Source organism: Anabaena sp. UHCC 0187 (assembly GCF_009712035.1).
In the GTDB taxonomy this organism is placed as follows: Bacteria; Cyanobacteriota; Cyanobacteriia; order Cyanobacteriales; family Nostocaceae; genus Dolichospermum.
The window spans coordinates 111,140-134,958 of record NZ_VILB01000001.1 but is presented as its reverse complement, the minus strand read 5'-3'; the positions used below and the strand labels follow the sequence as shown (position 1 = coordinate 134,958).

Annotated in this window: 22 protein-coding genes; 5 read left to right on the top strand and 17 right to left on the bottom strand. The window is 38.1% G+C overall.

What is annotated here, in order from left to right:
* The first annotated feature begins 122 nt into the window (after nt 1-122).
* Both FJR11_RS00705 and FJR11_RS00700 read left to right on the top strand, forming a co-directional pair.
* Nucleotides 123-623, top strand: coding sequence for a two-component system response regulator (locus tag FJR11_RS00705; protein WP_168501810.1), 501 nt, complete (start codon nt 123-125; stop codon nt 621-623).
* Nucleotides 616-993, top strand: a complete 378-nt coding sequence (locus FJR11_RS00700; RefSeq protein WP_168501809.1) for a hypothetical protein — start codon at nt 616-618, stop codon at nt 991-993. Before FJR11_RS00705 ends, FJR11_RS00700 begins: the two co-directional genes overlap by 8 nt.
* A gap of 21 nt (nt 994-1,014) precedes the next feature.
* Here FJR11_RS00700 and FJR11_RS00695 read toward each other — a convergent pair whose 3' ends face one another.
* The 4 genes from FJR11_RS00695 to FJR11_RS00680 form a co-directional block, all read right to left on the bottom strand.
* The gene (locus tag FJR11_RS00695; protein WP_168501808.1) at nt 1,015-3,075 is read right to left on the bottom strand and encodes a ribonuclease R family protein; all 2,061 of its coding nucleotides are present in this window, start codon (nt 3,073-3,075) and stop codon (nt 1,015-1,017) included.
* 298 nt (nt 3,076-3,373) lie between these two features.
* The gene (gene rpsR, locus FJR11_RS00690; RefSeq protein WP_015083502.1) at nt 3,374-3,589 is read right to left on the bottom strand and encodes a 30S ribosomal protein S18; all 216 of its coding nucleotides are present in this window, start codon (nt 3,587-3,589) and stop codon (nt 3,374-3,376) included.
* Between the two features lie 2 nt (nt 3,590-3,591).
* Nucleotides 3,592-3,786: a 50S ribosomal protein L33 gene (gene rpmG / locus FJR11_RS00685; protein WP_168501807.1), complete on the bottom strand. Its 195-nt coding sequence runs from the start codon at nt 3,784-3,786 to the stop codon at nt 3,592-3,594.
* A gap of 47 nt (nt 3,787-3,833) precedes the next feature.
* The gene (locus tag FJR11_RS00680; RefSeq protein WP_168501806.1) at nt 3,834-4,388 is read right to left on the bottom strand and encodes an RDD family protein; all 555 of its coding nucleotides are present in this window, start codon (nt 4,386-4,388) and stop codon (nt 3,834-3,836) included.
* Nucleotides 4,389-4,512: 124 nt separating this feature from the next.
* Here FJR11_RS00680 and FJR11_RS00675 point away from each other — a divergent pair, with 124 nt between their 5' ends.
* Nucleotides 4,513-8,889, top strand: coding sequence for a response regulator (locus tag FJR11_RS00675; protein WP_168501805.1), 4,377 nt, complete (start codon nt 4,513-4,515; stop codon nt 8,887-8,889).
* A gap of 51 nt (nt 8,890-8,940) precedes the next feature.
* On the opposite strand, the gene FJR11_RS00670 is transcribed toward FJR11_RS00675, so the two are convergent.
* The 8 genes from FJR11_RS00670 to patD form a co-directional block, all read right to left on the bottom strand.
* Nucleotides 8,941-9,225 carry a hypothetical protein gene (locus FJR11_RS00670; protein ID WP_168501804.1) on the bottom strand — a complete coding sequence of 95 codons (285 nt, stop codon included), beginning with the start codon at nt 9,223-9,225 and terminating at the stop codon, nt 8,941-8,943.
* A gap of 113 nt (nt 9,226-9,338) precedes the next feature.
* Nucleotides 9,339-10,418: a hypothetical protein gene (locus FJR11_RS00665; RefSeq protein ID WP_168501803.1), complete on the bottom strand. Its 1,080-nt coding sequence runs from the start codon at nt 10,416-10,418 to the stop codon at nt 9,339-9,341.
* 58 nt (nt 10,419-10,476) lie between these two features.
* Nucleotides 10,477-11,694 (bottom strand): DUF4336 domain-containing protein, encoded by a 1,218-nt coding sequence (locus tag FJR11_RS00660; RefSeq protein ID WP_168501802.1) that lies wholly within the window; start codon nt 11,692-11,694, stop codon nt 10,477-10,479.
* 296 nt (nt 11,695-11,990) lie between these two features.
* Entirely contained in the window at nt 11,991-12,605 is a 615-nt protein-coding gene (locus tag FJR11_RS00655) for an IS1634 family transposase (RefSeq protein ID WP_168501801.1), read from the bottom strand.
* A 148-nt stretch (nt 12,606-12,753) separates the two neighbouring features.
* Nucleotides 12,754-13,083: a thioredoxin gene (gene trxA, locus FJR11_RS00650; protein ID WP_168501800.1), complete on the bottom strand. Its 330-nt coding sequence runs from the start codon at nt 13,081-13,083 to the stop codon at nt 12,754-12,756.
* 148 nt (nt 13,084-13,231) lie between these two features.
* Nucleotides 13,232-14,479 carry a zinc ribbon domain-containing protein gene (locus FJR11_RS00645; protein ID WP_168501799.1) on the bottom strand — a complete coding sequence of 416 codons (1,248 nt, stop codon included), beginning with the start codon at nt 14,477-14,479 and terminating at the stop codon, nt 13,232-13,234.
* Between the two features lie 261 nt (nt 14,480-14,740).
* The gene (locus FJR11_RS00640; protein ID WP_168501798.1) at nt 14,741-15,172 is read right to left on the bottom strand and encodes a hypothetical protein; all 432 of its coding nucleotides are present in this window, start codon (nt 15,170-15,172) and stop codon (nt 14,741-14,743) included.
* 201 nt (nt 15,173-15,373) lie between these two features.
* On the bottom strand, nt 15,374-15,721 hold the full coding sequence (gene patD / locus FJR11_RS00635) for a heterocyst frequency control protein PatD (RefSeq protein WP_168501797.1): 348 nt from the start codon (nt 15,719-15,721) through the stop codon (nt 15,374-15,376).
* Between the two features lie 285 nt (nt 15,722-16,006).
* Between patD and FJR11_RS00630 the strand changes: the two genes are divergently transcribed.
* Entirely contained in the window at nt 16,007-18,280 is a 2,274-nt protein-coding gene (locus FJR11_RS00630) for a bifunctional (p)ppGpp synthetase/guanosine-3',5'-bis(diphosphate) 3'-pyrophosphohydrolase (protein WP_168501796.1), read from the top strand.
* Nucleotides 18,281-18,375: 95 nt separating this feature from the next.
* Here FJR11_RS00630 and FJR11_RS00625 read toward each other — a convergent pair whose 3' ends face one another.
* From FJR11_RS00625 to FJR11_RS00610, 4 genes are all read right to left on the bottom strand, one after another.
* Entirely contained in the window at nt 18,376-19,734 is a 1,359-nt protein-coding gene (locus tag FJR11_RS00625; RefSeq protein ID WP_174762873.1) for an aminotransferase class V-fold PLP-dependent enzyme, read from the bottom strand.
* Nucleotides 19,735-19,853: 119 nt separating this feature from the next.
* A complete protein-coding gene (locus tag FJR11_RS00620) occupies nt 19,854-20,744 on the bottom strand; it encodes a DUF4922 domain-containing protein (RefSeq protein WP_168501795.1) in 891 nt (296 codons plus the stop codon).
* Between the two features lie 146 nt (nt 20,745-20,890).
* Nucleotides 20,891-22,291 carry an adenylate/guanylate cyclase domain-containing protein gene (locus FJR11_RS00615; RefSeq protein WP_168501794.1) on the bottom strand — a complete coding sequence of 467 codons (1,401 nt, stop codon included), beginning with the start codon at nt 22,289-22,291 and terminating at the stop codon, nt 20,891-20,893.
* 73 nt (nt 22,292-22,364) lie between these two features.
* Complete coding sequence (locus FJR11_RS00610) at nt 22,365-22,868, bottom strand: pentapeptide repeat-containing protein (protein WP_168501793.1); 504 nt, start codon at nt 22,866-22,868, stop codon at nt 22,365-22,367.
* Nucleotides 22,869-22,882: 14 nt separating this feature from the next.
* Here FJR11_RS00610 and FJR11_RS00605 point away from each other — a divergent pair, with 14 nt between their 5' ends.
* Complete coding sequence (locus FJR11_RS00605; protein ID WP_168501792.1) at nt 22,883-23,323, top strand: YraN family protein; 441 nt, start codon at nt 22,883-22,885, stop codon at nt 23,321-23,323.
* Nucleotides 23,324-23,383: 60 nt separating this feature from the next.
* Here the strand turns inward: FJR11_RS00605 and FJR11_RS00600 are convergent, their stop codons facing one another.
* Entirely contained in the window at nt 23,384-23,773 is a 390-nt protein-coding gene (locus FJR11_RS00600) for a hypothetical protein (protein WP_168501927.1), read from the bottom strand.
* Between the last annotated feature and the right edge of the window lie 46 nt (nt 23,774-23,819).

The window sequence follows — 23,819 nt, the reverse complement described above, 5'->3', positions numbered from 1 at the left end:
GAGAAGTAGGGGAAAAATAAAACTCGTACCTTCTAACAACTGACAATTCATAAATAATTCACAAATTTTGTTTAGCCTATAGCTTATAGGATGAATAAACTTTAGAAATTCTGGCGGTAATTATGAACAAGATTTTGATAGTTGAACCTGAACCCTTACTATTGAGTCTTTTGGCAGAACTACTTACTTTATATGATTTATATCCGATTGCTACCACATCATTTAAGCAAGGATATGAGCTAACTAAACAAGAAAAGCCCAATTTAATTTTATGTGGTCATTCAAGCACCTATCTGAATAGTTATGAAAAATGCTGGACATTTCTCACAAAACTTCGCCAAGAGTTAGAAACTGCAAATATTCCCTTTATCTTCATGGCTGGATCTGATTTACAAACAATTCATAACTGGCAGAATTACCTGACATCTCAAGACATTTTACTAAAACCATTTAACTCTCAAGTTTTGCTGCAAAAAATCCATAGTCATTTGCAATCTTCCCAAAATAAATCCCAAACTGAGCAAAAACAAAAATCACTTAGTAACATAGGATATACTCATCAAAATGCCTTTTTCACAGAAGAGAATCAATCAGCTTACCAATATAGCTATTTATTTGCTTAAAAGCGAGCATCCAGAAGATATAAGTAGCTTAAAAGATTTTCTCACCATCGTTCCCAGTCGAGAAAAAATTAAGCAAATTCTCATCACTGCAATTAACCAGCTTATTGACACAGAACCACAAAAAATATATTGGCTGTTCAAAAATCCAACTTATTTACAACCAGAAATTGATATTAAAATTATTGTTACTCAAAAGTTAAATGAAAAACTACTGGCTTGGGAATTCAAGCCAGAAGATATCCACTTTAATGAAAATGGAAATTTAGAGTTTAATGCAGCAGCTAAAGACAGGTTAATGTCAACAAATTATTCTTCAGATAATTATGCAGTATTGAAATTAGTTCAATTATTTTTAACTGAAGAAATTTAAAATTGTTCCTTCCTGCTATATCTAATTCGTAACTGATTGGGCTTCCTGATACATAATTTCTTGGAAGTGAATCATATCTTTTTGGGGATCAGCCAAACTAACTTTCACTAATAAATTTTCTCCCAAACTAACAGAACGCCGGAAAGACATAGGCAACTGTAAACCCAAATCTTCTAATAAAATTAGTGCTAAATTACTATCTTCTCGTAACCACATTAATACCGTTACCTGCCAAACTTGTTCAGGATGACGACGTAAATATTCTAAAGCGTAATATCTATTAGTTTGTCGTTCCACCATTGTTGCTTCTTGAGTGATGCTGCTGACCGTCATCATCACTTCTTTGAGTTGTTCAGCAGAGAAAGGTAAACCTTCGCCACGTAAATGCGCTTTTAATTGAAAGTGGGTGAGTAAGTCGCTATAACGCCGAATAGGGGAAGTAGCCTGAGTGTAGGTATCTAAACCCAAACCAGCATGACGCACAGGTGTAATGCTCATTTCACTCTTAGGCATACAACGGCGCATCGCACAGGAACGGACGAAACCGGCTGGAAGCAGAAGTAGTTCTTCCTCTGGAGGTAATTCTGGTTGGGGTTGGCCGCGAAAGGGCAGCGGGATATTATGGGTTTGTCCGTAACGGGCAGCGACTTCTCCCGCAAGAATCATCATTTCTGCGACTAATTGCCGGGATGAGGAATCATCTAAAACATCAATATTGATATCATCGTCTTTGACTTTGATCATCGCTTCGGGCATATTGATACTAATAGCACCTTGACCATAACGCCAAGTTTTGCGGATTTTTGCCCAATTAGCGATCGCCTCAATTTCTGGTTCAGCCTGTACTCCCAATTCCAACATCTCATCAACATCTTCGTAGGTGAGACGATAGGTAGGCTTAATTAAACCAGCGTGGATACAATAGTCTGCTACAGCCCCAACTGCATCTAAAATCACCCCAAAGCTAAGGGCGCAACAGACTTTCCCCTGCACCAAACTCATGGGACCTGTGGCCAACACCTCTGGGAACATGGGAATCATCCCCGTCGGTAAATAAACCGTACTGCCACGTTTTCTGGCTTCTAAATCTAATTCATCATCTGGGATTAATAATCTAGTGGGATCGGCAATATGTACCCATAACCGTTCTTTACCATCTGGTAATACCTCCCAACTTAAACCATCATCTATTTCTGTAGTGCTTTCATCATCAATGGTATATACCTTGAGATGTGTGAGATCGAGACGGTTTGTATCTAAATCTGTGGGAGGGAAATCCAAACTTTCTTGCGCCACTTCTAATACCTGATGAGGAAATTGAACGGAAATTGATGAACGGCGCAGGAACAGGTTTTCATGGGCAGTCCACAAACCCAAATCTATCAAGAGTTGAAAGGCCGCCTGGGGCGTAGCAGAACGTCCCAACATATTCATAGTTTCTAATACTGAGGCTGGAGGCGGACAAGCACGAGCTAAAGAATCATAGTTCACTTTCAGTATCACAACATCTGCCAGTAGAGTCGCATATTTTTCTAATGCGTCTAAACGCTGGCGATCCAGTCGTTGCCATTCTACTACTTGTCCCTGTAGTGCCTGTTCTATACGGGCTAAAAATTCCTGCTGTCCCTTGGCTTTTTGTGATTCTACTTCAATCTGGTGCTTGCGTTCTGCTACTTGCGCCGCGCTGCGGGGTTCGTAAGCGTCTCCTTTTTGTTTGAAATAGAGTTTATCGTCTGATAACAAACAATGGGCTGCATAACACTGGGGAGATGTGGATTCCGAAAATAGGATATTTGCCAATTGGCTAGGAGTAACAGTTTCCCCATCTTCAATCAGTAGTTCCCAAGCTACTTCCAGACTTGATGGGTCTAGATAAGGCTGAACTTGACTTAAAAACTCAGCGATTTCGCCTGGTTTATAGGTTTGTCCGTTAACCGTGTAGGTAAATTGGTTATTTTTGATGTTATGGGATTGACCACGTTCATCGACTACAAACCAACTAGTTTTACCGTCTGGACGATCTATCACTGCAAGACGGCGATCGCCTTTAACCCTAAATTCAACTAACGTCCCCTTATCCACAACTGTCGCACTTTAATTTTAATATTTTGAGATTTTTAGACTGGAGATTTGGGATTAAATAACGGGTATTTAATCCTTTATTTAATAAATTACTGTGAGAAATGCTATTCCAGTTTAGAATTTCATCCTCAAATTTAGCGATATCGTACCATCTTTGAGAATGAATTAATTAAATGTTTTTGGCAATTTCCTAACATTAAATATTAAATTTTAGATTTTGGACTCAAAGTAACTGGGCATATCCATGCAACTGCTACTTTTTTGGATAATAATCCAAAATCCAAAATCCAAAATATTCTTAACCTTCGGCGTTAATGAAGGGCAACAAAGCCACAATTCGAGAGCGTTTAATCGCTAAAGTCAGAGCGCGTTGTTGCTGACAGGTTAAACCGGTGATTCTCCGAGGTAAAATTTTACCACGTTCGGTGAGAAACTTCCGCAATAAATCTACATCTTTGTAATCAATGGGATCTCCGGGCTTAATAGGAGAAAGGCGACGACGATAGTAACTCATTCTTACTTAATTTCCTTGTGAACTGTGTGTTTGTTGCAGTGGGTACAGAACTTTTTCAGTTCTAAGCGGTTGGTTGTGTTCCGACGGTTTTTGGTGCTGGTATAACGGGATACGCCAGCGGAACGTTTATCTGGATTTGTCCGACACTCGGTGCATTCTAGTGTCACTATTATGCGCGCACCTTTACTCTTAGCCATAATCTTACAAACTGTAAAGCAGTCGAGATAATTAACACAAATGGTTATTATCTCATATTTCGCTGCATTTTTTCAACTAGCCGTTTAATTTTTATATCTAATGAATAACCACGCTGGGAAGAAATGATGATAGTCCGAAAAAAGCGGTCATGGAAAGCCTGTCGCATTTGGGTATCCGATAAAGCTGCACCTCCGTCAATGACTAAGGGAAGCAATAGCACCACAGCAGCGGGATTGAGGATGATATTCCCCAAGAAAATGGATAATAACAAGCTTGAAAAGCAAATAACCCCTTCTCGCAGTAATAATGTCTGAAATTGGGGGATTCTGTTCACGATTGCGCCATTTGCGACTTCTAGCACCTTTAAATCAAATGCCCAACGTCCTAAACTTTGTCCCTGATTGTTATAAACTACGATTACCCGGAAAATCAGCCAAGCAAAAATAAACACAAATATTTGGGCAAATTGAATACCGATTTGATTATTTCTGACAATAGAACTGAGAAACCATGCACCGCAGAAGTCAACTGCGAAGGACAGGACTCGACGGGTAATATCTCCTTTTTGGTAGTGTCTTTGATTGACTTTAACAATAGTCATAGCCTTTCCCTTAGTGGTGCTAGAGGTAACGTATCATGGGATAAATCATTGTTTTAAAGAGCAAACTTATTATTTATTTCTAGTCAGACGCTGAATTTATCTCAAATTTTTATAGGTGACAAAGATGAAAAAATCCCGTTTACTATCCTGGCTTACATCTACAGTTAAATTTATTTTTCGTCCTATTAATCAAAAATCCTCTGATCATGTTTTTGCTGAAGATCATATCAGGCGATCGCTCCCCATTGCTATGGGCATCCTCATTGCCATTGCTATTTTATTATTCTGGTATAACATCCTAGTCTCTCAGCAGACTGAGATTACCCACTTGGTTACTCAAGAAGCAACAAGTGTGAAAACTGAAATCAGTAGTCGCATTAACACACGGATTCTAGCATTAGAAAGGATGGCAAAGCGTTGGCAATCTGGTGGTGGCACTCCTCGGCAAGTATGGGAAGTTGATACGAGTGCCTATTTACAAGATTTAAACGGATATCAAGCGATTGAATGGGTTGATGCTAATGGTTATGTGCGTTGGATTGCTCCTGCAAATGGGAATGAAGCGGTACTGAATTTAGATATCAGTCAGAATCCGCAACGACGAACTGCAATGTTAACTGCCCGCAATTTGCGAAAAATGACCTTAACTCCCATCCTAGACCTAAAACAGGGTGGTAAAGGCTTCCTGGTATTTTTTCCCTTGTATATTGGGGAACGATTTGATGGCTACTTGGTAGGAGTTTTTCAGATCCAATCCCTACTTGATCGCATTTTACCCGCAGAAATCAGTCAGAATTACCAGATAGCAATTTTTGATCAGGATCAACTGATCTACAGTCATGGATCTAGTTCTGTCGCAAATTCAACTTGGCTTCAGACATCGGCTATTCAATTAGATGGGATTAATTGGCAAATTAAGATTGCTCCTAGTTCAGCTTTATTAAAGAAAAAACAATCACTTTTCCCCACCCTGGTACTGATTGGTGGTCTTTTCATCGCTGGCACTTTAGGGTTATCTGTGTATCTTGCCCAAGTTGCTAGATGGAACAATCGCCGGATTCAGTCTATGAATCGGCAACTGGATCTGAATATTTTGCAACTTCAGCAAACAGACATAGCTTTGCAATCAACTATGTCATTCCAGCAAGCTATTCTTGATAGTGCCAACTATACAATTATCTCCACTGACACTAATGGCTTGATTTGCAGCTTTAATAGTACGGCGGAAAAATGGCTGGGATATAAGGCTGCTGAAGTAGTTGGTAAAACAACTCCGGCAATTATCCATGATTTAGATGAAGTGGTGCAACGGGCGAAAAAACTCTCCCAAGAACTCAATTGCCTAATTGAACCAGGTTTTGAAGTGTTTGTGGCCAAAGCCAGATTGGGACAAATTGATGAACAGGAATGGACTTATGTTGCTAAAGATGGTTCTCGTTTTCCCGTATTGTTGTCCGTGACTACACTACAGGATCAAAAGGGTCAGTTAACCGGATTTTTGGGGATTGGCAGAAATATCCAAAGACAGAAAGAAGCTGAACAGTCTTTGTTAAAAAGTGAATCTACTCTGAGCAGTTTCTTCAACAGTGGAGCAATGATGATGGGGATTGTGGAGTTACATGACAACGATATTCGCCATCTTGCCGATAATATCACCGCTGCTGAGTTTTTTGGGACTACACCAGAGGGATTAAAGAATCAATTTGCGTCTGATTTGGGACTAGAGCGATCGCACTTATACCTCTGGATTGGTCACTACCGGGAGGCGTTGCAGAATCAAGCTCCAGTCAGATTTGAGTATTTACACACCACTGCTGACGGTCAAAAGTGGCTATCTGCAATCGTGACTCCCATTGACCGTCCCCTTGGTTCGCTTCCTCAACTTTCATACATAGTTGAAGATATTACCGAACGTAAACAGGACGATGCCGAATTAGGGGAAATGAATACTGCTTTAAAAAACGCAGTCACAGGAATTTCTAGAATTAATCCACAGGGATGCTATATAGCCGTCAACGAAGTTTACGCTGGGATTACAGGTTATGAACCTGAAGAAATGTTAGGGATGGATTGGCAAAAAACTGTTTATCCTGACGATGTTGAACGCCTCATCAATGTCTATCATCAAATGCTCAGGGATGGCAGAGTAGAAGTTGAAGCCAGAGGAATTAAAAAAGACGGGAGTATTTTTTACAAGCAGCTTGTAATGATATCTATATACGATCAACAGCAGCAATTTATTGGGCATCATTGCTTCATGAAAGATGTTACTGATCGCAAACTATCGGAAGAAGCAATACAACGGCAACTTCGCCAAACCTTGCTGCTGAGACAAATCACTCAGGAAATTCGTCAAAGCCTGGATACCGAAAAAATATTTAATACGGCTGCGATTCAGATTGGAGAAGCATTTCAAGTAGATCGCTGTACAATTCATTCCTACTCTAGCCACCCCAATCCACAGATTCCCCTGGTAGCAGAATATGTTGTTGCTGATTATAGCAATATGGTAGCACTGGAGATTTTGCTAACTGGCAATCCTTATGCTGAAAAAATCATGACACAGGATGAGGCGATCGCTACTGCTGATGTCTACGTTGATGATTTACTTGCGGATAGCCAACCAACCTTTCGGCAGATAGGGCTAAAGTCTATGTTAACAGTCCGTACCTCCTATCAAGAAAATCCGAATGGGATGATAATGTTACAGCAGTTTAGCCATTTTCGTCAGTGGACTGAGGAAGAAATTGAATTATTAGTAGCAGTTGCCGCCCAATTGGGTATCGCCTTAACACAAGCCAATCTACTCAAACAAGAAACTCGCCAACGAGAAGAACTGATCTTCAAAAATTCTGCCTTAGAGGAAGCAAAAAAAGCAGCAGAATTGGCCAATCTTGCCAAAAGCGAGTTTTTAGCGATGATGAGCCATGAAATCCGTACCCCCATGAATGCTGTCATTGGCATGACGGGATTACTCCTAGATACAGAACTCAACCTCCAACAGCAAGACTTTATTGAGACAATTCGTTATAGCGGGGATGCTCTTCTGAGCATCATCAATGACATCCTGGATTTTTCCAAAATAGAATCCGGCAAGCTAGATTTAGAAATACATCCCTTCAATTTGAGGAACTGCATCGAAGGTGCAATGGACTTAGTGGCAGCTAAAGCAGCCGACAAAGATATTGAACTGGGCTACATAATTAACCCGGAAACTCCTAGGGTTATTCTCCAAGATGTGACTCGGCTACGGCAAATTCTGGTGAATTTATTAAGTAATGCCATTAAGTTTACGGGGACTGGAGAAGTTATCCTCTCTGTGAAAGCATCTATCATCAATGCCGATGTTTATGAAATTCAGATAGCTGTAAAGGATACTGGTATTGGTATTCCGAGCGATCGCCTTCATCGCCTATTTAAGTCTTTTAGTCAAGTGGATGCCTCAACCACACGCCATTATGGAGGCACGGGTTTAGGACTAGCCATCAGTAAACGACTGGCTCAAATGATGGCTGGTACGATGTGGGTAGAAAGTCAAGGTAATATTGCGGGAAATTCTCCTCCCCAATGGCAACCCCCTGTAAATCACTCCATAACCACATCAGGATCAACATTCTATTTTACAATTGTCGCCCAAGCTGCATTTGATTCAGCGTTAGTAGAACCGGTGGAGATATCAGGAAATCTATCAGAAAAGCGACTATTAATCGTGGACGACAATCCCACAAACCGGAAAATTCTCACTTTGCAAGCCGAAACTTGGGGAATGATCATTCGTGCTGCCGAATCTGGTGCTGAAGCATTGAGTTGGCTTGAACAAGGAGAGATTTTTGATGTTGCTATTCTTGATATGCAAATGCCAGAAATGGACGGACTCACCCTAGCAGAAAAAATCCATCAGCATCCTAATTGTCTCAATTTACCTTTATTAATGCTGACTTCCATCGGGAAAGTAGATGCTTGTGCTAAAGTAATCACTGCTCATTTTGTCAATTGTCTGAGTAAACCAATTAAACAATCTCAACTTTATGAACTCCTCACCCATGCACTAGGTACAATACCCATCAGACTCAATCAACATTCCCCCAAGGCTGCATATTCTAATATTAATTTGGCTGAAACATTGCCCTTACGAATTCTTTTAGCTGAAGATAATTTAGTTAATCAAAAGGTAGCATTGCTAATCCTCCAACGCATGGGGTATCGGGCAGATGTGGCTGCCAATGGTTTAGAAGTCTTGGCAGCTTTACATCGTCAATCCTATGATGTGGTGTTAATGGATGTGCAAATGCCAGAAATGGATGGTTTAGAAACTACCCGTCATATTTGCCAGGAATGGCAAACTGATTCTCGTCCACGGATTATTGCCATGACGGCTAATGCTATGCAGGGAGATAGAGAAGAATGTATAAATGCAGGTATGAATGATTATATTAGCAAACCCATTCACAGAGAAGAATTAGAAGCCGCCCTTCGCAAGTGTGAATTTCATCACTCCTGATATTTCTTTGTTATGGGGGAAATATTAGACTGTTAATTTCTGCTATTTTATTTATTGACTAACAACTTCATTTAATGCTTCATGGATAATATCATCACTCACACCATGTCGTTTTAAACTAGCAATTAAAGCATTAACTGTATTATTTTCTAACTTTTCTAAATCTGCTCTCATTCCCTGTCCAATGTATGCACGAATCAAGGGTTGATAACCAGAAAAACCGAGTATGGGTGCAAGTTGTTTCAATTCTTCGACTACATCTTCTGGCATTCTGAGAGTAACTGTAATCATGGGGCGATTTTTGTCTAAGCGTTGTTTTAATGTTTCAATCTTCATAAGATTATCTTTCTTTACTTTGGTTAATTGATATTATTATGACTTATGTACAAGTAATGGGAAAATGAACCACGAAGGAAAGAGGGTTTCAGAGAGTTCTTGCAAGAGGTCTATTATGATTCATCAAATTCATGTTCACAAGTAAGGCAAATTCCTAAATCACTAATAACATTACCAGGACATCCTTCATGATTACAATCATCACGAGTAACTTGACTAATTTGATTACAAACTAGACAGTATACAGTAGTGCTAGTTGGTTCATTTGGTCTAAGTTGAGCTAGTTTTGGTGTTTCACCATAGTCTTGATAATAATCTCTAAATGCTAAATCGTAACAATTTGGGCAAATATAGCTTCTTTGATTCTTGTGAAATCCAAAATATTTAAGAGCCTTAGCACGTGGCAATAATTTTATTACCAAATCTATTTCAATAGCTATTCTACGAAGATAGTAGTCGAAATCAATGTCCCACTCTGCCAGTTTAAAGAATTCAGAGTTAGGTTCATTTCTAATTAACTCGTTCCGAGTTTTAATCCATGATTGGGGACTAATTAAATCATGACTAATTTCTAAGATGTGAATCAATAAATCTTTGCCAGTTAGTTGTAAATTTTTATCTACACTGTGCATAATTTTATTCCGTTGATTTCTAATTTCTTCAAATCGCTGCTGAAATTCCTTTGGCAACCGATGACTTATAATTGTATTGTTTTCTGGTAAACGACGAAATGCGACTGCGTTGTAGACTTTGATTAAATCATGTGCATCAATTGTTTTAAACTCACTAAAACTAATATCTTTATTCTGTGAATCGCTTGTCCAATTACTTGAATCTTTTGAAAGAAGCAAGAAAGGGCTAACCTGAGCAATATATCCTTTGAGAATAAACTCAGTACCTTGTTGAATAAGTGAAAGAGATGTCGCAAGAATACGTTGTGCTTTTTTCCAGTATTGATCAGTATCTATTTTATCAACAACTACTTCATCCGTGCATTCAGCTACCATTCTTGAGTATGCCAATAGCTTAATTTCCACTTCACTTTTATCTTCTTCATTAGAATTTTCTGGCTCTAATAATTGTTTGTTTTCTTCTAAATCAAGTAATAATTTGATTATTTTAACCCAAGCTATATTGAGAAAATCTACACCAGATTCAATGAAATCATCAGAAGATGGAATATCTAAAATCATATTTTTATCTACCTAAATAAGAAAAAATAAAAATTTGCAAGACTTCAAGATTTTATTCTTACACCCTTTCCCTTGCTGGTGGCACAATACCAAGCTTATTCAAACCTGCATCAATATTTCTCAACAACTTAAAATCATCCTCCGGTAAAAGATAACTATTACTACTAACTAAACCCCCAACAGGCTGTTTTTCTAAAAACGCAAATGCTTGACGGAATTGTTGCGGTTCGGCTTTGATTGGGGCATCAAAATGACAGGGAATAATCCATTGAAAATCCCATCTTGCAACTTTATCAGCCCAATTTATAGTTTCCTGTGGGGCGCGATTTAAAATCAAACTTTGTAAAATTGGGGCAACAAATATCCGCCCATTTCCTCGCAAAATATTAAATGAATCTTGCCAATTTTCTTGCCATTGGAAAGGGAAAAACCCGAAATAGGCTTTTCTCGAACGTTCTGGAGCTTTTTGAGCATCACGCCATGCTTCACTCCATGTAGGTACTTCTAACACACTGGGGCTAAAATATAAGGAAAATAATGTTACTCGCTGCCACCCTTTACGGCGATTTGCTTCAGTATCTGCAACCATGTCAAAGGCCTTATCCTTAGCGTGGTACAGTAAGGGATAGGCATCGAGTTGAACAATTGCTGGTGGTTCTGCTGGTACTGAAACTATGGTATCTGTAACTAAGAGAGTGTGCGATCGCTTGTGGAAAAAAGCCACCTCTGCAAACTTACCTAAACCCAAATCAATCGGTCCTAGGATGGCATAATCAAAATCCTCAGCGAAGGGGGCTTCTTGGCTATTTTCAGGCAGTATGTGAGTCCGTTTACCGGGTAAACCCAACCAACTCAAAGGCAGATTTACGGGAAAACTCCATTGTCCGGGAGCAACAAATACCTGTGCAGAGGGAAAGCGTCGCGCAAAGGGACCAACAAATACTTTATGTTCTATTCCCGATATCGTGGGCAAAATAATATACTTTACATCACCGTGTTTTGCTACCAACTCATTTAACAAACGGACACATTCTCCAGTTGGTGCAACAGGTGTATAAACCAGCAAACCGCCTTTTTCTAGCTTAACTACAGTCATGCGAATTGGCACAACTACATAGAAAATTCCCTGTAATTGGTCAAAAGTCCAGATAGTATCTTTGACAACTTCTTTGCGAATAGTGCGACGTTGACCGTAAGGGTAAATTGGCACAACAGGCCAAAACCGCCATGAAAAATCCTGGGGATAAATTTGTTCTATGTCTTCACTTTCCACCACTTTGCCAACCTCCCCCAATACCTGCTGCTGAGATTTTTATTTGCTTTTCTAAATTTGGAGTTTAGCAAATTATGGGGGTGATCAAAACAGGGGAAACGAATCTAAACTATTTTGACCTTCAAACTCTTGATATACAGCGGTTTCCAATTATATGAGGTGCATCATAGCCCCCTCCCCGCAAGCGATGAGGGGGTTGGAGGTGGGGTTCATGTACCTCATAATATCGGTGACAAGTTAGGATTTTCTCAAAATCTTCTGCGGCAATTAAAGCATCCACTTCACAAGCAAACTCTTTATTATGTAAGCTTTTTAGATTTTTTTATTTTTAATGTTAAGGACTGCTCAATTCGCTTTGATAAACTTAATGTAAATTGTTTCAGGTCTGGCCTATGGTCACGGGAGTAACCATGATTTATGTTTATTGCTACTGGTTCTAATTCTTCTTCCAATGAGAGTATATCTTCCGCATCTTCCGCAGAACTTTGTTCTCCTTCAACTGACTTCAGATATTTTCCATGAACTGATAAACTCGTACCATCAATATGAGCATTTGATATTTTAATTCCAAAACATTTTGCCATTACACAGGCTATTTTTAAGAATAAGAGGCTAACACCATATTCGTATAATTGATCTAATACTCGTCCTAATCTACTATCGTTGAGATGTTCAGCTTCTACTCCCACACCTATTAGATGTTCTGTGGCTTTCCCTACGAAAAATTGACTAAATAAGTACAATGGTGCGGTTACAAATCCCATACAGTTGATTATCATCGCTTTAACTACAAGTCCAGCGCTAACTTTCTCTTGTGCATGAGTCCCTATTTCTTGATCTATTATCTTCACAATCCCTATTTCATCTATAATTCCCGCAATTATCCCTAAATGGTCAATGTCTTTAACATCCACTTGTAGTTCTGTTTTCGCTTTAGCTACCTTCAGTCCATTTAGACTAAAATACCTTTTTTCTGGTTTTACCTGCTGAATGTGGGATTCAGTGTTTCCATCTCTAATAGAGACATTTATAACAGAAATTCCCTATCTTTATTCACTATGGCTATGGGGAAACATACTTATCTAAAGTAGCAGATAATGTAGTTTTAGGAACAGCACCAACAACTGTTTTGATTTGTCGTCCCCCTTTAAATACCATCAAAGTAGGAATGCTGCGAATCCCATAATGACTAGCAACGGTAGGATTTTGATCAGTATTCAGTTTCACCACTTTTACCTTTCCCTCGTATTCGGTGGCTACTTCTTCAACTACAGGAGTCAGCATTTTACAAGGCCCACACCAAGGGGCCCAAAAATCAACTAAAACAGGAGTTTGACTTTCTAATACTTCTTGCTTAAATGTGGCTTCAGTGACATTGGTAATTGATGACATAAATTGTCTGCCTAGATTTAAATCAATAATCCAATGATATCTAATCAATAGGCGTAAAAATATGTTGATAAGTTTAATTTTGCTAAGTTTCTTATAATTCTGACTGGGTGCAGGCTTTGCACCCCTATATTCTAAGTTTCTTGAATTGTTAATTTTGCCCTGCGGTAGCAGAATTTTGATCAGCACCACAATGATGACAATAAGGTAATTCTTTATAAGTCAAATTATGACAGTTATGGCATTCAACATATTGATAATAACCGCAGTGGGGACAGTGGCTATCTTGAGGACGAATTTTTTTGGCACACCGAATACAGCGTGATTTTTGGATTCTGCTAACTGCTTGAACTTTAGGATTAAATACAACGATTTGGAAGAATTTAATCATGCCAAAACCCACTAAAGGAATTAGCAAAATATAAGCGTAACTAATTAGGAAAATTAATCCACCAAACAGGGAACTAATGATATTAAAGAAGAATTGAAATATGATACCAATTTGCAGAAATTGAAATATTTTCAGAATTAACGGAATTAAAAATATAACTAGCAAATGCCAACTAATTAATGCTATTAGTCCATATCCTTTACGTTGGCTAAAGTTATTCACTAATAAGGCAATGAGAATGAGCGGTAATAAAAAGATAGCCTGAAATACTAATTGAATACTAGGATACCAAAATGATGCGTCTTTATAGCCTTTTTCAACTTCATTAAATTTAGTTTCATCTTTGAGAAAAGACAGAAAATTAATACTTTCAGGCTTTGTCAGCAGTTGATTTTGCAGATTAGTAATTTCCTGTTTCAATGTGGAAATCTTCTCGCTATTTTGTGCTAATTCCTGTTTAGCTTTTTCTGCGCGAACTTGATTAATGGAATTACCTGAAGACTGGCCAGCAATTTTTTCTAATAGTGTGGAATCATATTGTTGACGAATGGTAGCATTTGCTTGTTCAAGACGACTAATTTTATCTTGAGTCTGATTTATCGTGGTGAGAATATTCTGATTTTGAGGATTATTCAGTTTATCTTTAGATTCACCATAGTTCAAACATATTTCTGAAACCTTACCTAAATGTCCAACTTCTGCATCTTGATATCTTTGCCGAATTCTTTGCTCATTGCTACCATAAGGTAATGAACTTCTCAAAAATTCATAATCTTTATTTTTGGTAGTTTGTGTTTTGTAATTGTTCCATTCTGAATAACATGGATAAGCTTGATTTGGGCTAAGATGCCATTCACTAATATTATTTAAACCTGTAAAAACGTTAATTAAAATGAAAATATCAACTAAAATAATGACAACTAAACTCACTTTGTTGAGTGGTTCGTTGTTAACTGTCCGAGAGTTATTAAAAAACTGATTTAAAAGACGACGAATTCGAGTAAACATATAAACAGGATTCAGAATAGTTACAACTGAAATTAATTTACCATTTTCTGGTTACTTGTTTATTTTAGAGCATTTTTAGTTGACTTCACTTTTTTATCTCACGCAGAGGCGCAGAGTCACAGAGAGAAATCAAGAGTGTGGTATAAATAGTGCAAAAATCCAATATATTGATGAATTAGCATTGCTAATATGTTAGTATATTATTTAGCTTCAATAAAGTCAATATCTTCCATATTGATAATAGTAAATAATCCTGAATTTTTATTTTTCTCTAAAAATTACACCCATCATTTTTTCTGTCCCAAAACCTTGGGAAGATAAATTTATTATTCCTAATAAATGAACATTTAAAATAGGTCTAATAACTAAAAAGATTTGTTCTTGACTCCTAAATTCTGGAATCTTACAAATTTCTACCTCTAAAGAAGGACTAGTCAAAAATAGTAAAGATTTGAAAACAGATTCAAAATAGAATATTAGTTGATTCTTATCAGTTTGAGGGTAAGATTCACTATAATATCTATCAGATATTAATTCATTTAGTCTATCTAAATTCTTTGTATCTATTGATTTTTTTAAATCTCTAAAAAATAGTAAAATATTCCCTTCTAAACCAGTAGGATTCAATTTAGATTTATGTGCTTCTTGAAATAAGTATATTCCTTCCTTCAATAGGATAAATATGGTGTCCATAAAATTCCAATAATATCAATAGACATTTGTTCTAAATGTTTAACATAACATATTTTTTACCACCTACCTCTGTAAATTTATCAAATAAGTAAATTTAATTGTGACAAATCGTATAAATGAGGTTTATAAATATGTTGTAAAAACAATACCTTCCGCGCTCTTCTTTGCGCCTCTGCGTCTCTGCGTGAAAAAAATCATCTATTATTCCTTCTCTTCTGGCTGAATAATAGCTTGACAATATCTAATTAAAGTATCAATACGCTCCTCAATAGTTTTCAACCTAGCTTGTAATGTTGTTAATTGCTTTGCACCTTGGAGAAACATCATATCTACTTCCAATAGTCGCAACTGCTTATTTATTTCGGTTTTGTAGGATTGTTCCCGCGAATTAGCATCAACCAAAGGGACAATTTGCTGGACAAAAAATTCCTGCAACTGGGCTAAATTCTGCTTTAATTCCTGTAAATTAAGTTTACCTGCCGTTACATTAGCTCGAAACTCATCTAGAAATGTTGCCAATTCCTGATATTTATCACAATTAAAAGACATCTGTTGCTAGTTAAGATAGTATTAATGTCAAGAAAATTTTCTTATATCCCCAAACTTTCCATTGTTCCTGTTCAAAATCACAAGTCTCAAAATCTTACTTTGAGGCTTGATTTGCCGTCAATAGGTTTTTTATTATGTTTGAACGAAACCTGCAATGGATGATGACTACAAGCAATTAGGGCATCATCTCTCCAACCTTGTCTCTAAGCAACAGCATCTATTTTATAGGCGTGCTGTAAATTTTGCTTTTCTTTTAACCTATCCACAAGTTACCTTTTTTATTTTATGAGTAGTGTAGCTGTCAAACCCCCTGCTGATGTTGTTCTCCCAGACTGGCTTAACAAATGTTTAATTGCACCACCAGCACCGATACTTACGGAGGAAGAAGACCGAACGTATAACGGTAATGCCTTAATTTGTCGGGCTTTTCAGTTTGCATACGAACTACATGGGGGTCAAATTCGGAAATCAGGAGAACCGTATATTGCCCATCCTGTTGCTGTAGCTGAAATACTCCGTGAATTAGGTGGTAGTCCGGCTATGATAGCAGCCGGGTTGCTTCATGATGTAGTGGAAGATACAGAAGTTACAAGTGAAGATATAGAGGCACGGTTTGGACCAGAAGTGCGGCTACTGGTAGAAGGTGTTACCAAGCTGTCGAAAATTAATTTTACTAGCAAAACCGAAAGTCAGGCGGAAAATTTCCGGCGAATGTTTTTGGCCATGGCACAGGATATTCGAGTAATTGTGGTGAAACTGGCAGACCGTTTGCATAATATGCGAACCCTCCAATATATGTCAGAAGCTAGTCGTCAACGCAGCGCCCAGGAAACACGAGATATTTTTGCACCTTTAGCCAATCGCTTAGGGATTTGGCAGATTAAATGGGAATTAGAAGATTTAGCATTTAAGTATTTAGAACCAGAGGCCTATCGAGAAACTCAGCAATGTGTCGCGGAAAAACGCACGGCACGGCAAGAAAAATTACTCAAGGCTACGGATACTTTGCGCCGTCAGTTACTCAAAGCGGGGATTAATTGTTTAGAAATTAGCGGTCGTCCTAAACACCTTTATAGCATTTATCAAAAAATGCAGCGGCAGCAAAAGGAATTCCATGAAATTTACGATTTGGCGGCGCTGAGAATTATTGTGCAAACCAATGAAGAATGTTATCGAGCTTTAGCAGTAGTTCATGATTCTTTTCGTCCCATCCCTGGTAGATTTAAAGATTACATTGGCTTGCCTAAACCAAACCATTATCAGTCCTTGCATACGGGAGTAATTGGCTTGACTGGCCGCCCGTTGGAAGTGCAAATTCGGACTTTGGAAATGCACCATATCGCGGAATATGGTATTGCTGCCCATTGGAAGTATAAAGAAACCGGTGGTTCTGAAAATACTCCTGTAACCAGCACTGATGAAAAGTTTACTTGGTTACGGCAGTTGCTAGATTGGCAAAGTGATTTAAAGGATGCTCAGGAATACTTAGATAGTGTTAAGGATAATCTATTTGAAGATGATGTTTATGTCTTCACCCCAAAGGGGGATGTTGTTCCTTTAAGTCCTGGTTCTACAAGTATAGATTTTGCCTATCGGATTCATACAGAAGTCGGAAACCACTGTGCAGGGGCGCGGGTAAATGGGCGAATTGTGCCTTTGTCAACGCGATTACATAATGGCGATATTGTGGATATTATTACCCAAAAGAATTGTCATCCTAGTTTAGATTGGTTAAATTTTGTTAGCACTTCGGCTGCGAAGTATAGAATTAAACAGTGGTACAAGCGATCGCGCCGAGAAGAGAATATCGCCAGAGGGCGGGATTTATTAGAAAAGGAATTGGGGAAAACTGGTTTTGAGAGTTTGCTCAAATCAGACGCTATGCAGACTGTGGCGGAAAAATGTAATTATCACAGTGTAGAAGATTTACTCGCCGGTTTGGGTTATGGGGAAATTACCTCAAACTTAGCACTGAACCGGTGGCGGGAAGTCGTCAAAGCTAGACAACCCGTTAGTGACGTTGTTCCATTTATCCCCAAAGAACCAACGCCCAAAACTTCACGGGATATGTTAACTACAAGTTCCCGTGCTAGTGATTCCCCAATTATTGGTATGGAGGGTTTAGTGCATCATATCGCTGGCTGTTGTACCCCCATTCCCGGTGAACCAATTGTGGGTGTAGTGACACGGGGAAGAGGAATATCTATCCATCGCCAAGGGTGTCACAATGTAGATCCTGTTGAGTATGAGCGTTTAGTCCCAGTGCGTTGGAACTCAGCTATGGAAAACCGTGGTCGTCCTCATACTTATCCTATTAATTTACAAATTGAGGCATTAGATAGAGTGGGGGTACTGAAAGATGTATTGTCACGATTAAGCGACCAGGGTATTAATGTCCGTCATGCTCAAGTAAAAACTTCTCTGGGACAACCTGCATTGATGGATTTGGGTATTGATGTCCGCGATTGTTCTCAGTTGGAACATTTATTTGTGCAACTCAAGAAAATGAGTGATATTCTCAATATTCGTCGGGTTTGTGAGGCTGAGGACTGCGGTTAGTTGGGTGTTACAGCTATTTTCATATTTTTTATCTCACGCAGAGGCGCAGAGGCACGGAGAAGGAGATACATGAGAATGGCTGTAATTTGCAGGTTTTAGACGATTTCATTTAAGGTTTGCAGAAGTTGATCAATTTCTGCGGCTGTGTTGTAATGGGCTAGTCCGATTCGTAATAGGCCGCCTGATGTTTCTACGTCTAGTTTTTCTGTGAGGTTAGTTGCATAGAAGTTGCCGTACCAAGCAAATATTCCTTGTTCTCCTAATATTTTGGCGATGGTTGCGGGTGTTTTTCCTTCTATGCGAATGGATACTGTTGGTGTGCGCGATGTAAATTCGCTGGGTTCGGTAATTCCATAGAGGGTTAAACCGGGGATTTTTAATAATCCTGAAATCAATTTTTTACTTAATTCTCTTTCATATTGTTGAATGGCTGACATTGCTGATAATAATGCGGCTCGACGGCTATGATAAGCTGATGCTAATTCATGATTTGGTTGTTCTATTTCGGTCAAAAATCTAGGACAATGGAAGGTGGTTAAGCCTTCTCTGTCGGCTTCTATTAAGGAGGAAAGTAGTTCGTTATCTAAGGTTGGGGAAACATGACAACCTAATTTTGTTAAATAATTAATTGCGGCTACTAATCCGGCTAAACCTTCATGATTTAATGTTCCTGTTTCCCATCTGGAAGGAACTTCTTCTGATGCTGGTTTGACTTTATAGGGGGAAAATTTGGTTAAATGTTCTCTTTTTCCGTAGAGAATTCCCACATGAGGTGCGAAAAATTTGTAAGCGGAACAGGCGAGAAAATCACAGTCTAAATGATGGACATTTATTGGTGCATGGGGAGCATAATGGACAGCATCAACATATACTAAAGCCCCGAAATTGTGGGCAAGTTTGACTATTTTAGCGATATCATTAATTGTGCCAACGGCGTTGGAAGCGTAGGTAACTGCTACTAATTTAGTGCGGGAATTTATCTTTTTTTCTAAATCGTTTAAATCTAGTGTACAGTCGGTGATATTAATATCAACAGTCCGAATAATTACACCTTTTTCTTCTAAAGCATACCAGGGAGAAATGTTGGCAGCATGGTCTAAGTCTGTAACAATTATTTCATCACCGGGTTGTAGTTCTCTACCAATAGCGCGACTCACGGAGAAGGTGAGGGTGGTCATATTTGCGCCAAATACTACTTCATCATTATCGCATCCTAGGAAGTCGGCGATCGCTGCCCTGGCAGAAATAATCAAGGCATCGGTTCGCATACTGGTAGCAAAAGCACCGTGAGCATTAGCATTTGATCTGACTAAATAATCACTAATTGCGTCTAATACTCCACCGGGTACTTGTGTTCCCCCTGGTCCATCAAAGAAAATTGCTGGTTTTCCGTTGATTGTTTGTGTGAGTGCGGGAAACTGGGAACGAATCCATTTTATATCTAGAGATTCCATGATTTTTCCTCTTTTTTCTTATTTTTGTTTCGCGCAATCTCTCTTAGAGATCCCGCAGGGTAGGCGCAGAGGAGCAAAGGCGCAAAGTAAATACAATAACTCACATTGTAGTCTAAGATTCAATTTTGTTCTATAGGAAAAGCAACATTACTTAAAAGGTTAATTGGGGTGATATCTTTGAGTAATTGCATTTGTTGTTGATTTCTTACTAATAATGCACCTGCAAATCCTAATGAGTTGACAGAAATCGTTGCAAATTCTTCTTGTTTTCGAGGAATAATTAACATCCATTTTCGCGTAATTAAAAGATTATATGCTCCTGATTGCATATTATTTTCGAGAGGTTTAATTCCCAGACTTTGCAATAAAGTATGATATTTTTTTAAGGTTACTTCGGCACTTTCTCCCAGATTAAGAGGAGTGAAAGCGTGTAAAAAGGGAAATTCTGGAATAGTCCCAATATCATTTTCTAATTTTGCTGCTGTTAAAAGTGCTGAAATAGGAATATCTGTTTCTGAAAAAGGGACAATTTGTAAATGTTTATGTGGTTGACTCGCACCGGCAAGTTTACCACCATTATAAAATACTAATCCTGCAAATTCTCCTAAACAAGCCCACATGGCTGTAAAATCTTGTAAAGTTAGTAAGCTTTCCTGTGATTCAAAAGCGCGAGTAATAATTAATAAGTGATAATCAACAACATTGAACTTATTTAAAATACAAACATGAGTATCAGAGATATCAGCGACAAATAAATCTGCTTCATAAGGTAAAAAAGGATTAAACTCGTTACCAGTTTTAGCAGCTTCTTGATCTTTTTTAGCTTTATCAGCGTTTTTGCGGTTGATATTTTCTAAAATTCTGACAATAAACTTTATTCCTGCTTCTTCAATAATTTCTAACTCCGTGGGGATAGATTTTAAAGCTCCAGATTTTAAAGCCAGTTCCGTTGTTTTTTTGATACTTGTCCATAATGTACCTGGTTCAAGTAGGATTTTTCCCTGATTCATATTTTCTAAAATTCGCTTTATTACTAATACAAATTGTTATTATATATCAATCCCAAATAAGATGTAAACATCTCTTCTGTCTCCACCTCTGCGTTCTCTGCGCCTCTGCGGTTCGTTAAAAATAATATAATAAAAAAACCAAGAAATCAAGAAATCAAAAAATAAGTAATTAATTCTCCTCTACCCTTAACTTTAATTATCCCCCGTTCTTCTAATTTAAACTCATCCTTAATTAATAAATAAGTAGCTTCCGAAACTTGAATTTTCCCCGGAATCCCATGAGATTCCATGCGACTGGCTAGATTTACTGCGTCTCCCCATAGATCATAACTGAATTTTTTCAAACCAATAACACCAGCAACCACAGAACCCGTATTGATACCAATTCTTAATTGAAAAGATTCACCTATAGCGGGTTTAAATTTTGTAATTTCCTGCTGCATATCCAGTGCCATTTTAGCGACAGCTACAGCATGATCTGGGTGGGGATTTGGCAAACCACCAACTACCATATAAGCATCACCAATAGTTTTAATTTTTTCTAAACCGTAGGCTTCTGCTAAACAGTCAAAACTGGAAAAAATTTGATTTAAAGAATTAACTAATTCTATGGGTGAAATTTGAGCAGCTAATTCTGTAAAGTTGACAAGATCAGCAAAAAGAATTGTCACTTCATCAAAGCGATTAGCAATTGCACTTTGTTGCTGCTTTAATTGTTGAGCTATTTCTGCGGGCAGAATATTTAATAATAAGCGTTCGGATTTTTCTTGTTCATTGCGTAAACTAATTTCTACTTCTTGTCGCTCACGGATTTCTTGTCTGACTCTAGCAAACATTTGATAAAATGCTAATATCACTTCACCCATTTCATCCCGACGTTCCTTAGACATGGTAGAAAAAATCGGATCATCACCATTATTACTAATAGCTTCTCCCGCAATTATCAAATCATCTCTTAATTGTAAAATTGGTCTGATTACTGTTACTCCTAAAGTTAACATTGTAGTCAGAGTTACAAAAACTGAAATAATAAATATTAAACCTGCTACCCTCAAAGAAAAAGCAAATAATTCCTCTTTGACCGCAGTAGAATTATGACGAATAATTAATATATATTTTCCCTCCAACATGACAGAAGACCAAGCTACATCATAGCGTGTGCCATTTTGGCTTTGTACCCGAATCATTTTAGCTTTACCTAACTGAATGTGAGAAATAGTGGGTTTTTCGCCAAATGTTCCCACTAACTTGCCATTAGCTTGGTAAATTGCTCCACCTAAAATCACAGAACCAGGTTTTATTTTTCGACTTGTCATGTAGAGAATTTCTTGAGAATTTGCTCCCTGTTGAATGCGGTAAACCAGGGAAGAAAAAACTTCATTAGAAACATTTTCTAAATTAGAAAGTAGCTCATGTTCTCGTCGAAAATAAGACGGGATTAAAATTGCGATTTCAATGACAACAATGCTAGTAAATACCCAGGCAACTATATACCGTGACAGCTTTGCTTGAAAGAGTTTTAGGCAAATTTTTACCGGCTTTAGCATTTACTGTTTTCTCCAGTATGATTTATAGATCCGCGACTTCTCAAAGAAGTCAGGGATCTAAATATGACATCTTCTAAGGACAATATAAAGTATCTCTTGTCTGTCTACCTGTCACGGGATTAGTGCCTTTTGCCAGCTTACATAGTTTCTTTTGTTCATCTGAACGTAGTAGCACATCGGTAAAATCTGCTCCGTCAACTATAGCACCATCAAATTTGGCGTTGGCCGCAAATGCACCTTCTAAAATGGCGTTGGTTAAATCGGTTTTAATCAGACGCGCTGAATCTAATGTAGCATTAGTTAGGTTGGCTCCCCGCAAATTTGCTGATTCCAGGTTAGCAGCAAAGAAGCTGACACCACTTAAATTAGAGTTACTAAAATTACTGTAGCGAAGATTTGCTTTAGTAAAACTGGAGTCTGATAAATCACGTCCAGAAAAATCAGCTTGGACAAGAATTTCTTTGTTATATTCCAGTGCAAAAGCCGGAGGGGTAAAACCTGCTAAGGCTGTGGTGGAAATGATTGCCCAAAGCAATAAACTGAGTATACTTGTCCAATTGCGATCCGTAGTATTCATGGTATTGTTAATGAATGGCTAATCCTTCTCCATTTAATTATGCAGATATTGGTAACATAGGTGAAGACCTGGTAGCCAACTGGTTACAATCTACAGGTTGGAAAATTTTGCACCGTCGCTTTTGGTGTCGTTGGGGAGAAATTGATATTATTGCCGAATATCAAGGGACAACAGTGGCATTTATCGAAGTGAAAACCCGCAGTTCTGGTAATTGGGATGAAGGGGGAAAAAATGCCATTACTCTGCAAAAACAAGCAAAAATCTGGCGAACAGCGGAAATATTTTTAGCTGAATATCCACAAAAAGCTGATTATTCTTGTCGCTTTGATGTGGCGCTTGTTCACTATCAACTAGAAACTAAAAAAGTCATTGGGGCAGAATTTTTAGAGCGTTTATCTATATCTGGATACGAATTTAAGCTGCTACAATATATTGAGGCAGCTTTTGACAAATAATAACCATGATTGCAAAATTATTTTTCACTTTGCGACACTTAATTTTAAATTTTGAATTGTTTAAGCGAGGGTTTCGGGACAGTAGCCTAAACCGCGCACAAACTGTTGTCTAAATGCTTCAATTTCTTCTCTTTCTGGGCTACCGTGAGAAACAATTGCTACTTGATAACGACGCATTACATCTACCGGAGTTTGTCCGGCTTCTAAACTCCAAAACGCCATTTGGACTCTCATTGGTGGCTGATAGCTGATTCCTAATTCATTCAGAAAAGCCCGAAAATCGCCACCTTGTTGCTCTGATAATGGTTCTCTGAATTTAATTCTCACTATCCAACCATCAATTTGATGAATGACTGTAACAAAAGAAACGGGGAGTTGAGGTCTACCGTGTAAGTATTGAACAATTCTCAAAGTGAGACTGGCATTTCCTAAGTAGTATAAGTATTCCATCATCATGTTATGGGATTAAATTTAGTTCTACCTCTCTATCTTCACT